This window comes from Shinella zoogloeoides (assembly GCF_003574625.1).
Taxonomy (GTDB): domain Bacteria; phylum Pseudomonadota; class Alphaproteobacteria; order Rhizobiales; family Rhizobiaceae; genus Shinella; species Shinella zoogloeoides_A.
In genome coordinates this window covers 176,677-191,295 of sequence record NZ_QNUJ01000001.1, presented here as the reverse complement: position 1 = coordinate 191,295, position 14,619 = coordinate 176,677, and the positions used below count along the sequence as shown (strand labels likewise).

Below are 14,619 nucleotides of genomic sequence, written 5' to 3'. Positions count from 1 at the left end.
GCCACGATGCGCCTGATGGGTCAAGGGTTTCGGCCTGGCGCGGACGCCGCCTCAATGGCGCTCCAGCGAACGGAAGAGGCCGGAACCGGCGGCCTGCGTGACGGCCTGCACCCGCTGCGGCGCAAGGCCCGGCACGCCGCGAATGCGGCGACGCGCGCCGCCCGGCACGCGGGCACCGTACCAGGCGGCCAGCATCGGCAGTTCGCGGCGCAGCGTTCCCGTCGCCCGCCAGCCGAGCGCCTGTAGCGCGCTTGTATCGAGCGGCGAACGGCCGGCATCGCCCGGCCGGCCTTCGGTAAAGGCGACGCCCGCGACCGGGTCCTGAACGGCCTCGAGCACCATGCGGGCGATGGAGAGGATGTCGTGGAGGTCGTCACCCGCCACATTGTAGGTGGCGTTTTCCGCTCCACGGGTGACGACGGTCCTCAGCGCCGCGCAGAAATCGGCGATGGTGACGAAGGCACGCGTCTGGTGCCCCTCGCCATGTACCGGCAGCGGCTGGCCGACGGCCGCCATTTCGAGGAAGCGCGGCAGAAGCTTTTCCGTATTCTGCCGCGTGCCGACGATATTGACCGGACGCAGCACGCGAATATCGAGATCGAAGGAACGGCGAAGGCCGGCGATCAGCATTTCGGCGGCGGCCTTGGAGGCGCCGTAGGGATTGTCCGGCAACAGCGGCGCGCTCTCGCCGATCGGCGCACCCCCGCCGGCGCCATAGACCTCGGCGGTGCCGACATGGATCATCAGCGGCACGCGGCGGCGACCCATCGCCTCGACCAGCACCTGCGTGCCGAGCGCATTGGCGACCGTGAAGCGCTCCGGTACCGCGAAGGCGCGCTCGACATGGCTTTCGCCGGCCGCATGGACGACAAGGTCGGCATCCTTCAGCATCTCCGTCACGAGATCGAGATTGCCGACATCGCCCTGCTGGATCGTCACCCGGCCGGTACGGAAGGCGGCGTCGAGATGCGACATGTCGGCGGCATAGGTGAAAGCGTCGAGCACGCGGATGCGCGCCTGCGGGCAATGCACCAGGAGATCGTCGACGATATGCGAGCCGACAAAGCCCGCGCCACCGGTCACAACGATGGTGTTGATCCGGTCGAGATCGAGCGAGGCCATGGGTAACTCCGTTCATGCGGACACGTCACGGGCCGCATCATGCAACCCTGGCCCACAGATCGCCCTGCCTGCGCGCGGGCGCAACGGCGGGGAACGTCCGCAAACGGATAAATACGCCGTTAACCTTACGGGGCATGGTTAATGTGCCGGAACGGCACGAGGGGCCTCTTTCCGCCGGTCCCGCCGCAGGACGGAGGCGTGCCGCGACGCTACTCGTCGTCGCGGCGCAAACGGTATTCGCCGGTCTCCGGATCCTTGACGAGCGTGCCCGTCGCCCCGGTGCGGCGCTCCTCCTCGGTGCGGCGGCGCTGCTTGCTCAGCCGCTCGGCATCGGTCACGAACTTGCGATAGCCGTACCAGGCAAGCCCGACGACCAGAAGCAGAAAGATGATCTGGGCCATCGCCCCTCCCCTTATCGTTTTGTCGGCGCCTTAGCCGGAAAGGCCGAAGCGACCCCACAGCGCCTTTTCCTCCGCAAGGTCGGCTACCGTCGCCACACCCGCAGAGCCTATACGCTCCGCCATGTCGCCGGAAAGCCCCCCGACGCCCGGGGTCTTTCGGCCGAAGAGCCCCTTCGGCGCCGAGACGAGCTCCAGCCGCGTCTTCGGCCCGTAGCGCCGCTTCAGTTCCGAGCGCATGTCGGCAAGGCCGTCGACAAGCCCGAGCGCCCGCCCGCGGGTGCCCGTCCAGAACAGGCCGGAAAAGAGGTCCGGGTCATCGGCAAGCCTTGCCCCGCGCCGCGCCTTCACCATGTCGATGAAGACCTGATGGATCTCGAGCTGGAGGGATTTGAGGTATTCGATCTCGTTCTCCCGCTCCGGCTGGAACGGATCGAGGATCGCCTTGTTGGTGCCGGCGGTATAGACGCGCCGCTCGACGCCGATCTTCTTCAGCATTTCCGGGAAGCCGAAGCCGCCCGAGACGACGCCGATCGAGCCGACGATGGAGGTGGGATCGGCGAAGATCTCGTCGCCCGCAAGCGCGATCATGTAGCCGCCGGAGGCCGCGACGTCTTCGACGAAGACGAGCACCTGCTTGCCCTTCTCGGCCGCCAGATCGCGGATGCGCTGGAAGATCAGACGCGACTGCACCGGCGAGCCGCCGGGCGAATTGATGGAGACGGCGACCGCCGGCGCATCCTTGTAGGCGAAGGCCTTGTCCAGCGCCGTGGCGACGCCGGCGAGGTTCAGCGCCGGCCGGAACTGGCTGCCGCCCGTCATGATCGCGCCCTGCAGCCGGACGACCGGAATGACGACCCCTTCCTTGCGGAACTTCTTCGGCACCAGTCTCTTCAAAAATCCGGCCATCGCGCGACCCTGTCTCCTGTTCGGTTGCCCGGCAGATGTATGCATGGCCGGAAAAAACGCAATGCCGCGCCTGAAAAATCAGGCCCTCGGCAGGCGTGGATAGGCCGCAAGGCCGTTATTGAGGTCGTCGACGAAGGGGGTGAAGTCGTGCTGGCCGGGCTCGTGCATGACGAGCGGCATGCGCAGCGCGAGCTTGCTGCGCGAGCCCTTGATGGCCGTGACGAGGATGCGCAGCGCCACTTCGCCGGCGCGGGCATGGAGGGCGGTGATCTCGATGCCGCCGAAGCGGCGGCCGCAGGCGGCGATGATCTCGGCGATGGATTGCGGGCGGGCGATCAGGGAGAGCTGGCCGCCGGGCTTCATGATGGCGCCGGCCGTCTTGATCCAGCGCTCGAAGAGGTCGTGCTCCATCGCATGGGCTTCCGCCTTCAGGGCATCGGGCGTGCGGCTGTCGGTGCGGTCGTTGAAGGGCGGGTTCATGATGACGTGGTCGTAGACGTCGTCGAGAAGGCCGGCCGCGATGCGCGCCTTGCCGGAAAGGGAGACATCCGCCTCCAGCACCGAGACGCGGCCCGCAAGAGCGGCATTCGCGGTAAGCACCAGCGTCTTGCGGGCAAAGCCGGCCATCAGCGGCGAGCGCTCGACAAGCGTCACCTCCGCCTTGTCAAGGCGCGAGGCGACGGCGAGGCCGGCCGCCCCCGCCCCGGCCCCGAGGTCGGCGACCCGCATCGGCCCTTCACCCGCGACCAGCGCGGCGAGCAGCATCGCATCCATGCCGGAGCGATGGCCTATGCCCTTCGGCTGGACGATGTGGAAGCGGCCATAGTGGAAAGCGTCGACGGTTTCGCGGACGGTCATGGGTGGGGAGCCTTGGCGGAGAACGAGTGGGAGGCGGCACCTGGGCAGCGCCCCATGCCCCTCATCCGGCTGCCGCCACCTTCTCCCCGCAGGCGGGGAGAAGGGACAAGCGGCGAGGTTTTGGGCAAGGGCGAATGTCTTCTGACTTGGGAAAGCCGGGCGGCATTCCCCTTCTCCCCGCTTGCGGGGAGAAGGTGGCGGCAGCCGGATGAGGGGCACTTGCCCGCCCACATGCTCACGGCCGCAACTCCGCCCCGAGCCCCGCATCCGTGAGGATGCGCCGTGCCTCGTCCTCCCGGTCCGCCTCCACCAGGAAGCGGCGCGGCAGCATGCCGAGGGAGCCTTCGAGAATGCTCATGCCCTCATCGGCGATGAGGCAGTGGATACCCGCCTCCTTCATCAGGCTTTCCGCGAAGGAGAGCAGGACGGCGTCGTTGGTACGGATCAGTTCGATCATTCCGGTCTTTTTCCAGCCTTAATTCCGAGGGCGGGACAATTCGCCTCTTGCCGCAGAAGGCCCCGCTTTCTATTGTCTTTCAACAAAAATGAACAGGAGTCCGGGCATTTGGGCGTCGTGATACCGCTTGAAGAAGGCAAAAACAAACAGGCATCGGTGAAGCCGCTCGTCGACCTTACGAAAGCCGACATGGAGCGGGTGAACCAGCTCATCCTGTCGAAGGCCGGTTCGGACGTGCAGATGATCCCGGAAGTCGCCAACCATCTGATCTCCTCCGGCGGCAAGCGCCTGCGTCCCATGCTGACGCTCGCGGCCGCCTCGATGTTCGGCTATGACGGCGACCACCACATCAAGCTCGCCACCAGCGTCGAGTTCATGCACACGGCGACGCTGCTGCACGACGACGTCGTCGACGAGAGCGACATGCGCCGCGGCAAGTCCACCGCCCGCATGATCTGGGGCAACCAGGCGAGCGTGCTCGTCGGCGACTTCCTGCTCGGCCAGGCCTTCAAGATGATGGTCGAGGTCGGCTCGCTGGAAGCGCTCGACGTGCTCTCCACCGCCGCCACCGTGATCGCGGAGGGCGAGGTTCTGCAGCTCTCCGTCGCCAAGAACATGGAGACGACCGAGGACGACTATCTCGAAGTCATCCGCGCCAAGACGGCCGCGCTTTTCGCCGCCGCCGCCGAAGTCGGCCCGATCATCGCCAATACCAGCCGGGCCGAGCGCAACGCGCTGAAGTCCTACGGCATGAATCTCGGCCTTGCCTTCCAGCTCGTCGACGATGCGCTGGACTATGGCGGCAAGGCCGCCGATCTCGGCAAGAACACCGGCGACGACTTCCGCGAAGGCAAGATCACGCTGCCGGTCATCCTCGCCTGGCGGCGCGGCACGGCGGAAGACCGCGCCTTCTGGCGCGAGGCCATCGAGGGCGGCAACAGCGACGACGCCAATCTGGAGCGCGCGCTCGGCCTCATCACCCGCTACGGCGGCCTTGCCGACACCATCGCCCGCGCCCAGCACTACGGCATGATCGCCCGCGACGCGCTCGCCCCGCTGCCGGCCTCGCCCTGGAAGGACGCGCTGCTCGAGGTCATCGACTTCTCGATCGCCCGCGTCAGCTGACCCGGCCCGAGAAAACGCGGGCGGCAGGATTTTCTTGCCGCACCGCGCCAAAAAAGCCATTCTCTGCCGTCATGAGTCCGTGACTGATTTGGGCGCCATCGTGGCACGATGTGCCATGCGCGGCTCGGGGCGAACTCCATACCTTCCGGCGAAAGGCATTTTGATGCGGCATTCCCTTCTCCTTCGGCTTCTTTCCGGCGTGGCGATTGCGGCCAGCATCGCGCTCACCGGTCCTCTGGCGGCATTCGCGGAGGACAAGCCCGCAGCAGCGGCCACAGCCGCCGCGGAGGAAACGCCGTTCGATCCGCTCAGCGTCAACACCTTCTCGGGCGCGTTCCTCGCCGCCCGCACGGCGGATTTCGACAAGGACTACGAGACCGCCGTCACGCTCTACAAGATCGCGCTGCAGTTCGACCCGACCAATTCGGACGTCAAGCAGCGCCTGATGGTAACGCACCTGATGAACGGCGACTTCTCCGAAGGCGTGAAGCTCGCCGACACGCTGAAGAACGATCCGGCCGTCGAGCGCATCACCTCGGTCGTGCGCGCCATGGAGGCGATCCGCAAGCGCGAATACAAGACCGCGGAAAAGATCCTCGCCTACAAGGGCCCGAACGATCTCGACCGCATGATGAACGACCTGCTGCTTGCCTGGGCCAAGTTCGGCGACGGCAAGCCGAAGGAAGCGCTGAAGCTCATCAGCGGCATGCAAGGACCGGAATGGCTCGCCATCTTCAAGAACTATCATGCCGGCGCGCTGGCGGCTGCCGCGGGAGACAAGACGACGGCCCGCGCACGGCTCAACGAGGCGATCCTCGACCGTAACGGCGCGAGCGCCGCGCCCGACACGTTCCTGCGCGCCGTGATGGCACTGGCACGGCTGGAAGCGCGCGAGGGCAACAGGCAGAAGGCGCTCGACGCGGTTTCCGTCGGCGACAACTTCGTCAACAGCTATGCGCCGCTGAAGGCGCTTCGCCAGAGCATCGAGGCCGGCGACAAGCAGGAGCAGCAGGTACGCACCGCCGCGCAGGGCGCCGCCGCCGTGCTCTTCTCCATCGGCGGGGCGCTGAACCGCGAGGGCGCGGAAGACATCGTCTCGCTCTATCTGCAGGCCGCCCACGCGCTCGATCCCGACAGCGACGATGTGCTGGTGCTTCTGGGCGGCCTTGCCGAGACCCAGAAGAAGCCGGAAAAGGCGATCGAATATTACCGCGCCGTGCCGGAAAAGTCGCCGATGCGCCGCATTTCCGAGCTGCAGCTCGGCCTCAACCTCAACGACACCGGCAAGCCCGACGATGCCAGGAAGCATCTTCAGGAGCTGATCGATGCCGATCCCTCCGACCTGCGCTCCTATCTGGCGCTCGGCAGCGTGCTTTCCGACGCCAAGGACTACAAGGCGATGGGCGCGCTCTACGACAAGGCCGTCGACGTCATCGGCTCCGTGCCGCAGCGCACCCATTGGACCATCTTCTTCCAGCGCGGCATCGCCTATGAACGCCTGAAGGAATGGGACAAGGCCGAGCCCAACTTCCGCAAGGCGCTGGAGCTCAATCCGGACCAGCCGCAGGTGCTGAACTATCTCGGCTATTCCTGGGTGGACATGAACCTGAACCTCGACGAGGGCCTGGACATGATCCGCAAGGCGGTGAGCCTCAAGCCCGACGACGGCTATATCGTCGATTCGCTCGGCTGGGCCTATTATCGCATGGGCCGCTTCGATGACGCGGTGGCGGAACTGGAACGGGCGGCCGAACTCAAGGCCGGCGACCCGACCATCAACGATCACCTGGGCGATGCCTACTGGCGCGTCGGCCGCAAGCTGGAAGCCACCTTCCAGTGGAACCGCGCGCTCGGCCTGAAGCCGGAAGAAGCGGAGATACCCAAGATCAAACTGAAGGTCGAGAACGGCCTGCCGGACCTGCCGAAAACCGTCCCTGCCTCCGCGGAAGCCAAGGACGACAAGCCCGCGCAGAACACCTCGCCGGAAGGCAAGGCGACAGACCGCAAGTCCTGACGCGATGCCCGTCGAAAGCCTTTCGGGCTTGGCCGTTGTCGAACCGGCACCGGCCAAGATCAACCTCGCGCTCGCCGTCGTCGGCCGGCGCGAGGATGGCTACCACCTCCTCGACAGTCTCGTGACCTTCGCCGCCTTCGGCGACCGCATCGGCCTGTCGCCCGCGGCCGAAGACCGGTTCACGCTTTCCGGCCGCTTTTCCGAGACCCTTGCTGCAGGGGGCGACAACCTCGTCATCCGTGCCCGGGACCGCCTGCGCGCTGCGCTCGCCCGACACGGCAAGGCCGCCCCGCCCGTCCACATCCATCTCGAAAAGAACCTGCCCATCGCCTCCGGCATCGGCGGCGGCTCGGCGGATGCGGCGGCGACACTGCGCGGCCTCGAGGTGCTCTGGCGGGCCCGCCTGCCGCACGGGGAGCGCGAGGCGCTTGCCCTCGGGCTCGGCGCGGACGTGCCGATGTGCCTTGCCGGCCGCCCGCTGATCGCCCGCGGTATCGGCGAGGACATCACGCCCGTCGCCCTGCCGGCGCTGCCGATGGTGCTGGTCAATCCGCTGGTCGGTGTTTCCACGCCGGCGGTCTTCAAGGCGCTCGCCTCCCGGCACAATCCGCCGCTCATCCTGAACGACGCGCCTGCCGGCTGGCTCGATGCCATCGGCGGCCTGCGCAACGATCTGGAGCCCCCTGCCCGCGCGCTCTGCCCGGATATCTCCATGATCACGGAAAGCCTTGCCGCGACGGATGCGCGCGTGGTGCGCATGTCCGGTTCCGGCGCCACCTGCTTCGCGCTATATACGAGCGAGGCGGCGGCGGAAGCGGCGGCGGCGATGCTGGCGCAGCGCCATCCCCGCTGGTTCGTCACCGCCACCCGGACAATCGGAGGCAGCGATGGCGAAGCTTGACGAAACGAGACCCTTCATTCCCGTCGGCATCGCCGTGCTCACCGTCTCCGACACGCGAACGCCCGAGACCGACCGCTCCGGCGATACGCTCGCCGCACGCATTGCCGATGCCGGCCACCGCCTCGTCGCCCGCGCCATCGCGCCGGACGATGTCGGCGCGATCCGCGCCCGGGTGGAGGCTTGGACGCGCGACGAAGCCATCGACGTCGTCATCACCACCGGCGGCACGGGCTTTACCGGCCGCGACGTGACGCCGGAGGCGCTGGAGCCGATCTTCGAGAAGCGTATGGACGGCTTTTCCGAGGTCTTCCACCGCATCTCCTACGACAAGGTCGGCACCTCGACGATCCAGTCGCGCGCGACCGGCGGCGTCCTCAACGCCACCTTCGTCTTCGTGCTGCCGGGCTCGCCCGGCGCCTGCAAGGACGCCTGGGACGGCATCCTCAAGGCGCAGCTCGACTATCGCCACATGCCCTGCAATTTCGTGGAAATCATGCCGCGCCTCGACGAGCATCTGAAACGCTCGACCGGCTGACCGCACTCTCTAATTCTGTGTTTTAATGCGCATCGCCTTCACCGCCCAGGCCGGCACGATCTCGGCGAGGAGCTCGCGCACCGCCCGGCCGTTGGCGATGTCCGCCAGCGCCATGCCCGGGCGCAGGCCCGCCGCCGCCGTGCGCTTGCTGACGAGGTAGCCTTGTTCGAGCAGCGACCTGCGGCCGAGCCGCTGGAGGAAGCCTCGGCGGTGGTTGCGGGAAGCGGCGAAGCGCGCCGGCTTCAGATCGATCGCGACATGGTCGGTGACGGCGTCCACCCAGCCCGCCAGCGGCCGGGCACCGGGCTCCAGCAGCAGCAGCCAGTCGCCGCGCGCCGACTGCACCACGTCCTTCAGGTCCCAGTCCGTCAGAAACCGGCAACCGGCGGCGTCGGCCACCCGCGCCGAGCCGTCGGTCGAACCGTGGTCGAGCACGATCACGTCACGCACCACGCCTTCGACCGCGCCCGCCACGAGCGCGGAAAGCGTCTGCGCCAGTTCCGCCTCGTCGTTGTGGCATTCCATGATGATCGTCAGCATTCCTTCCCATACCGCATCGCAGCATCGATTGCCACCATCCGGCCGCCCTGCCGGGCGGAACGGAAATTTGTTCTTGCAATGTTCTCATTTCGGCGATAGGAATATAGTCATTGAATCGGGGCGAGACGGCCCCGCCCGGAGACAGCCATGAACGATCTTGTGAGCCTCAGGCAGGGCGCATTGGCGCCCGGCCACACGAAGGACGTTGCCGATGCGCTGATGGCGCAGACGGGCATGCGGGTCGACGGCGACCGGCGGCGCGGCCGCGCAGCAAGCCTCAATTTCACCGGCCGTTTCGAGCCGGTGACGCGCGAGACATTCGACGACGGCTGGCAGACGCTGGAGGAGCTTCCCCCCTTTCGCACGGAAGTGCAGGTCGAGAAGCCCCGCACGATCATCACCCGCAACGAATCGCCGGACATTCCCTTCGACCGCTCGATCAATCCCTATCGCGGCTGCGAGCACGGCTGCATCTACTGCTTCGCCCGGCCAACCCATGCCTTCATGGGCCTCTCCGCCGGCCTCGACTTCGAGGCGAAGCTCTTCGCCAAGCCCGATGCGCCGAAGCTTTTGGAACGCGAGCTTTCCAGGCCCGGCTACAAGCCGCGCGTCATCGCCATCGGCACCAATACGGATCCCTACCAGCCGATCGAGAAGGAATGGCGCATCATGCGGCAGATCCTCGACGTGCTGGACAAGGCGAACCATCCGGTCTCCATCGTCACCAAGTCGGCGCTGGTCATGCGCGACATCGACATCCTCTCGCGCATGGCGGCGCGCGGGCTCGCCTGGGTCGGCATGTCCGTCACCACGCTCGACCGCAAGCTCGCGCGCACCATGGAGCCGCGCGCCGCGACCCCGCCGCGCCGGCTGGAAGCGATCCGCGCGCTGTCGGAAGCCGGCATCCCGACGGCGATCATGATGGCGCCGATCATCCCCGGCCTCAACGACCACGAGATCGAGCGAGTGCTCGATTCGGGCAAGGCGGCGGGCGCGCTGGAAGCGAGCTACGTCCTGCTCCGCCTGCCGCTGGAGGTAAGCCCGCTCTTCCGCGACTGGCTGCTGCGCAACTACCCCGACCGCTACCGCCACGTCATGTCGCTGGTGCGCTCCATGCGCGGCGGCAAGGATTACGACGCGGAGTTCGGCAAGCGCATGAAGGGCGCCGGCCCCTATGCCTGGCAGATCGCCCGCCGCTTCGAAATGACCGCCAAGCGGCTGGAACTGACCCGCACCCGCCGCAACCTCGCCATCGACCAGTTCATCCCGCCCTCGGGCAGCGGCGTGCAGCTTTCGCTGCTGTAAATGCGCATCGCAGGCGAGGGATGTGTCGCCACACATCTCTCTCCGGCAAGCCTATCGCTATGGAATTGGATCTCGCCATTCTTCCCTTTCTCCTCGGGGAGAAGGTGACCCGAAGGGCCCGATGAGGGGGCCTATACAGCTAACGGCATTGAATATGCCCTCCGGCCCGATAGCAGGCCGGCCTCGGCAGAACCGCTTTCCGGCCCGCGCCATCCCCTGGGCGTCCCGGAAGCTCCTCCGGCGCGCCGCATCCGCCGGAGGACTTGCAGGGAATCGGACGGATGTGCATGGTCTCCGCCATGGCCAAGAGCATATCCTCCGATTCCCGCCTCCTTTTCGACATGCCCGAAGGGCCCGATTTCTCGATGGAGATCGCGGCCCGCAAGCGGGGCCTGTGGCCGGTCGCCGGCACGGACGAAGCCGGGCGCGGCCCGCTCGCCGGCCCCGTCGTCGCCGCCGCCGTGGTGCTCGACCCGGACAATATCCCGCCCGGCCTCCACGATTCCAAGCAGCTGAGCGCGGCAAAACGTGAGTTGCTTTTCGCGCTCATCATGCAGAGCGCCTTCGTCTCTGTCGCGTCCAGCTCTTCGCGCCGTATCGACGTCATCGATATCCGCAAGGCCAGCCTCGACGCCATGCGACGGGCCGTCGCCGGCCTCGAGGTCACGCCGAAGCTGGTCCTGACGGACGGCCGCGACGTGCCACCGGGGCTCGCCTGCGAAGGCCGCGCCGTCGTCAAGGGCGATGCCCTCTCCGTCTCCATCGCCGCAGCCTCCATCGTCGCCAAGGTCATGCGCGACCGCATGATGGCCCGCGCCGAAGCCACCTTCCCCGGCTACGGCTTCGCCATCCACGCCGGCTACGCCACGGAAGTCCACCGCAAGGCTATCGCATCAATAGGGCCTTGCCGCCTTCACCGCATGAGCTTCCGGCCGCTCAAGCAGGATTGACGCGCCGACCCGTACGGGGTCTGCGGAACCCGCTTTTGGCCGGCCCCCTCCCTACACGCGTCTTCCTGGACTATGCTTCACTTGGAACGGGCGATCTGGAGCCGCGCTATGGAGAAGGCTGTAAGGCGACTACTCGAGCGGTACGAACGCTTTTTCAACCGCTCTCTGCGCGGCAAGTCAGACATGAGCGAACTCGCATCGCTTTATGCTTCCGAGTTCATAGGCGCCGCTCCCGCCGGGGTAAGAACCGGGAAGAACGACGATCAATTCAGGCGAGGCATGGCGCAGGGCCATGATCGCTACCGCGCGATCGGGACGAAGGAAATGCGGATACGCGATATCCGCCTGTCCCCGATCGATGAGCATCATTGCATGGCCCATGTCGCCTGGACCGCCACCTATGCGCGGACAGATCGGCCGGACGTCGCCATAGATTTTGACGTTCACTATCTGGTTCAGGTGCTGGACGGGGAGCCGAAGATTTTCGGCTGGATATCGGGTGACGAACAGGCGCTTTTGAAGAAGCATGGCATAGCCTGACCTTCAGCGGCGGGTCGGCTATAATCGGCGAAGCAGCCGCCAATACAAAAAGGCCGCCCCGGGGGCGGCCTTTCCAAATCGTTCTGCGAAAGGCACCTCAGTTGAGGCGGGCCTTCACTTCCTTGACGGCGTTGTCGAAAAGCGTCTTGCCGGTGGTCGCATCCGCCTTGGCGGTGATGACCTTCTCGGCAGCGGCGACGGCGAGGTCGACGGCGGCGGCGCGCACGGCGTTGATCGCGTCGGCTTCCGCCTGCTTGATCTTCTGCTCGGAGAGCACCGTGCGGCGGGCGACGTATTCCTCGGTCTTCTGCTTGGCTTCGGCGGTCAGCGCGCTTGCCTCGCGTTCAGCGGCGGCGACGATGCTGGCGGCTTCCGCCTCGGCATCCTTGCGCTTGCGCTGGTACTCTGCGAGCAGGTGCTGGGCTTCCTCGCGAAGACGCTTGGCTTCCGCCAGCTCGTTCTGGATCTTCTCGGCGCGGGCGTCGAGACCCTTGGCCATCATGCCCGGAACCTTGAGATAGGCGATGAGGGCCAGGAACAGCAGGAGGCCGACAAAGGCGTAGAATGTTGCGTCGAATTCCATCGAAACCTCCCTTACTCGCCTGCGACCGTCTTCACGGCGGAAGCGATCTCGGCCTTGGTGGCCTTGGCGCCGATCAGCTGTTCGACGACGGCGGCCGTGGTTTCCTCAGCGATGGAGCCGACATCGGCAAGCGCCTTGGCCTTGATTTCGGCGATGCGGTTCTCGGCACCGGCGATCTTATCCTGCAGCGAGGCTTCGATCTTGGCGCGTTCGGCATCGGCCTTGGCCTTGGCTTCGTCGCGGGCGGTCGAGGCAATGGCGCTGCCCTTGGCACGGGCGCTCGCGAGGTCCTGCTCGTAGGACGCAATCGCGGCATCCGCTTCCGCCTTCAGGCGTGCGGCTTCGTCGAGATCCTGCGCGATGCGGTCATGACGCGTCTCGAGGATGCCGCCGATGCGCGGAATGACAACCTTCGACATGAGAAGGTAGAAAAGACCGAAGGTGATCGCCAGCCACAGGAGCTGCGATGCGAATGTGGTCTGGTCGAAAGGCGGGAAGACGCCGGTGGCGTGCTCTTCACCATGTGCGACACCCGTTTCGGTGTGCACTTCGCCTGCCGGCTGGGCCTCATGCGTGGTAACAGCAGGAGTCTCGGCCTGGGCGATTTCGAAAGGGGTGGACTCGGCCGACGCCGGGGTCACGGACATGCTCACCTCCAGGGGGCACTCTCAATCATGTACTCAAGCGTACGGTGGACCACGGCCCAAAGGGCCATGGTCCGATCCTCTGCCGATATCAGACGGCGAAGAGGAGGAGGAGAGCGATGAGCAGCGAGAAGATGCCCAGAGCTTCCGTAACGGCGAAGCCGAATACGAGACGGCCGAACTGGCTGTCAGCAGCAGACGGGTTGCGCAGAGCGCCGGAGAGGTAGTTGCCGAAGATGTTGCCGAGGCCGAGAGCCGTGCCGGCAAGACCGAACGTGGCAAGACCTGCGCCGATGAACTTTGCTGCTTCCGCTTCCATGTTGAACTCCTTGAATGGGTTGTTGCGGCTTATGAGCGACGCCCGAGGGCGCCGACGACTGTTTCCTTAGTGACCACCCGGATGCACGGCATCGTTGAGGTACATGCATGTCAGAACTGCGAAGACATAGGCCTGCAGGAACGACACGAGGAATTCGAGACCGGTCAGGGCGACGGTCATGAGAAGGGGCAGGACGGCGCCTGCGACACCCACGGCGCCGAGGGCGCTCAGCGAGGTGACGAAGCCGGCGAAGACCTTCAGCGTGATGTGACCCGCCAGCATGTTGGCGAAGAGACGGATCGAGAGGCTGATCGGGCGCGAGAGGAACGAGATGACCTCGATCGAGACGACCAGCGGAAGAAGCGCGCCGGGCACGCCGGAGGGCACGAAGAGCTTGAGGAAGCCGAAGCCGTGCTTGTAGAAACCGTAGACGATGACCGTGCCGATGACGAGGATCGCCAGGGCGAAGGTGACGATGATCTGGCTGGTGACCGTGAAGAAATAGGGCATCATGCCGATGAGGTTCGCCGTCAGCACGAACATGAAGAGCGAGAAGACGAACGGGAAGAACTTCATCCCGTGGCTGCCCGCCCCTTCCCTCAGCATCGAGGCGATGAACTCGTAGGACATTTCCGAGACCGACTGCATGCGGCTCGGCACGAGGCCGCGCTGACCGGTGGTGAAGTAGAGGAAACCCGCGGCGACCGCGACGGTGGCGACCATGAACAGCGAGGAATTGGTGAACGAGAAATCGATGCCGCCGATTTCGATCGGAACAATCTTGTTGACCAGGAACTGATGGGTCGGATCGTTGGACACCGCTTATCTCTCTCGCTTGCCCGCCTTGCGGCGGAAGTCACCCACTATAGGGACCACGCCGTCAGGCGCCGTCCTTCGTCTCGGTTTCGTCCCGCCTGCCGCCGGCCTTGCCGGGCTCTCGCCCCGCCAGCCTGTCGACCGGATGGGGCGATGCCACCATGCCAGCCGCGCGCATGACGTTCAGAACGCCGGCACCGAAGCCAAGGAGCAGGAAAACGATCATCCCCCAAGGCCCTGTACCCGCAAAATGGTCCAAAAGATAGCCCAGAAGCGCCCCGACGATGACGGCTGCGACGAACTCGCTCGAGAGCTTCATGGCGACCGCGTAGCCTGTACGGCTCTCGGCTGCCCTCGCCTCGGCGGCTGCATCCGCCCCGTCTGTCTTGCGCCGCTCCGCGAGTTCCGCGTCGAGGCGTTTCAGCCGGTCTTCCAGACTTTCCTTTTGCTGATCGGTCATGGCGCCTTCCTCGTCTTTCTCCGCCGGTGCATTCGCCCCATTGCGGACATATTAAAGGCTAGGCTGCAAGCCATATCCGACCCCTTTTGAAGTCGGGCGCAACATAGTTTTAGGTGCCGGTATAGTCAAGGCATGGCGAAGCT

Annotated in this window: 18 protein-coding genes; 7 read left to right on the top strand and 11 right to left on the bottom strand. The window is 66.0% G+C overall.

The genetic code is table 11. The features are described 5' to 3' along the window. Positions 1–51 precede the first annotated feature (51 nt). From DSD28_RS00920 to DSD28_RS00900, 5 genes are all read right to left on the bottom strand, one after another. Entirely contained in the window at positions 52–1,122 is a 1,071-nt protein-coding gene (locus DSD28_RS00920; protein WP_119254476.1) for a dTDP-glucose 4,6-dehydratase, read from the bottom strand. 209 nt (positions 1,123–1,331) lie between these two features. Then, complete coding sequence (locus tag DSD28_RS00915; protein WP_119254475.1) at positions 1,332–1,523, bottom strand: hypothetical protein; 192 nt, start codon at positions 1,521–1,523, stop codon at positions 1,332–1,334. Positions 1,524–1,553: 30 nt separating this feature from the next. Continuing rightward, positions 1,554–2,429 (bottom strand): S49 family peptidase, encoded by an 876-nt coding sequence (locus DSD28_RS00910; protein WP_119254474.1) that lies wholly within the window; start codon positions 2,427–2,429, stop codon positions 1,554–1,556. Positions 2,430–2,507: 78 nt separating this feature from the next. Further along, entirely contained in the window at positions 2,508–3,287 is a 780-nt protein-coding gene (locus DSD28_RS00905; RefSeq protein ID WP_119254473.1) for a tRNA1(Val) (adenine(37)-N6)-methyltransferase, read from the bottom strand. Between the two features lie 235 nt (positions 3,288–3,522). Next, positions 3,523–3,744, bottom strand: a complete 222-nt coding sequence (locus DSD28_RS00900; RefSeq protein WP_119254472.1) for a DUF2007 domain-containing protein — start codon at positions 3,742–3,744, stop codon at positions 3,523–3,525. Positions 3,745–3,852: 108 nt separating this feature from the next. On the opposite strand from DSD28_RS00900, the gene DSD28_RS00895 reads away from it, so the two are divergent. From DSD28_RS00895 to moaB, 4 genes are all read left to right on the top strand, one after another. Beyond that, positions 3,853–4,869 (top strand): polyprenyl synthetase family protein, encoded by a 1,017-nt coding sequence (locus DSD28_RS00895; protein WP_119254471.1) that lies wholly within the window; start codon positions 3,853–3,855, stop codon positions 4,867–4,869. A gap of 163 nt (positions 4,870–5,032) precedes the next feature. Continuing rightward, entirely contained in the window at positions 5,033–6,883 is a 1,851-nt protein-coding gene (locus tag DSD28_RS00890; RefSeq protein ID WP_119254470.1) for a tetratricopeptide repeat protein, read from the top strand. Positions 6,884–6,887: 4 nt separating this feature from the next. Next, positions 6,888–7,784 carry a 4-(cytidine 5'-diphospho)-2-C-methyl-D-erythritol kinase gene (locus tag DSD28_RS00885; RefSeq protein ID WP_119254469.1) on the top strand — a complete coding sequence of 299 codons (897 nt, stop codon included), beginning with the start codon at positions 6,888–6,890 and terminating at the stop codon, positions 7,782–7,784. Next, entirely contained in the window at positions 7,771–8,319 is a 549-nt protein-coding gene (gene moaB, locus DSD28_RS00880; protein ID WP_119254468.1) for a molybdenum cofactor biosynthesis protein B, read from the top strand. The genes DSD28_RS00885 and moaB overlap by 14 nt, the downstream gene beginning before the upstream one ends. Before the next feature lie 9 nt (positions 8,320–8,328). Here the strand turns inward: moaB and DSD28_RS00875 are convergent, their stop codons facing one another. Beyond that, positions 8,329–8,859, bottom strand: a complete 531-nt coding sequence (locus DSD28_RS00875) for a glycosyl transferase (protein WP_119254467.1) — start codon at positions 8,857–8,859, stop codon at positions 8,329–8,331. 147 nt (positions 8,860–9,006) lie between these two features. Here DSD28_RS00875 and DSD28_RS00870 point away from each other — a divergent pair, with 147 nt between their 5' ends. The 3 genes from DSD28_RS00870 to DSD28_RS00860 all read left to right on the top strand — a co-directional run bounded on the left by DSD28_RS00870 (position 9,007) and on the right by DSD28_RS00860 (position 11,654). Further along, positions 9,007–10,164: a PA0069 family radical SAM protein gene (locus tag DSD28_RS00870; protein ID WP_119254466.1), complete on the top strand. Its 1,158-nt coding sequence runs from the start codon at positions 9,007–9,009 to the stop codon at positions 10,162–10,164. Positions 10,165–10,463: 299 nt separating this feature from the next. Then, positions 10,464–11,114 carry a ribonuclease HII gene (locus tag DSD28_RS00865; RefSeq protein WP_119254945.1) on the top strand — a complete coding sequence of 217 codons (651 nt, stop codon included), beginning with the start codon at positions 10,464–10,466 and terminating at the stop codon, positions 11,112–11,114. A gap of 108 nt (positions 11,115–11,222) precedes the next feature. Beyond that, entirely contained in the window at positions 11,223–11,654 is a 432-nt protein-coding gene (locus tag DSD28_RS00860) for a nuclear transport factor 2 family protein (RefSeq protein ID WP_119254465.1), read from the top strand. 97 nt (positions 11,655–11,751) lie between these two features. Here DSD28_RS00860 and DSD28_RS00855 read toward each other — a convergent pair whose 3' ends face one another. From DSD28_RS00855 to DSD28_RS00835, 5 genes are all read right to left on the bottom strand, one after another. Then, positions 11,752–12,237, bottom strand: a complete 486-nt coding sequence (locus tag DSD28_RS00855; RefSeq protein ID WP_119254464.1) for a F0F1 ATP synthase subunit B — start codon at positions 12,235–12,237, stop codon at positions 11,752–11,754. A gap of 11 nt (positions 12,238–12,248) precedes the next feature. After that, on the bottom strand, positions 12,249–12,884 hold the full coding sequence (locus DSD28_RS00850; RefSeq protein WP_119254463.1) for a F0F1 ATP synthase subunit B: 636 nt from the start codon (positions 12,882–12,884) through the stop codon (positions 12,249–12,251). A gap of 88 nt (positions 12,885–12,972) precedes the next feature. After that, positions 12,973–13,200, bottom strand: a complete 228-nt coding sequence (locus DSD28_RS00845; protein WP_119254462.1) for a F0F1 ATP synthase subunit C — start codon at positions 13,198–13,200, stop codon at positions 12,973–12,975. 66 nt (positions 13,201–13,266) lie between these two features. Beyond that, entirely contained in the window at positions 13,267–14,019 is a 753-nt protein-coding gene (locus DSD28_RS00840; protein WP_119254461.1) for a F0F1 ATP synthase subunit A, read from the bottom strand. Between the two features lie 61 nt (positions 14,020–14,080). Next, entirely contained in the window at positions 14,081–14,476 is a 396-nt protein-coding gene (locus DSD28_RS00835) for an AtpZ/AtpI family protein (protein ID WP_119254460.1), read from the bottom strand. Between the last annotated feature and the right edge of the window lie 143 nt (positions 14,477–14,619).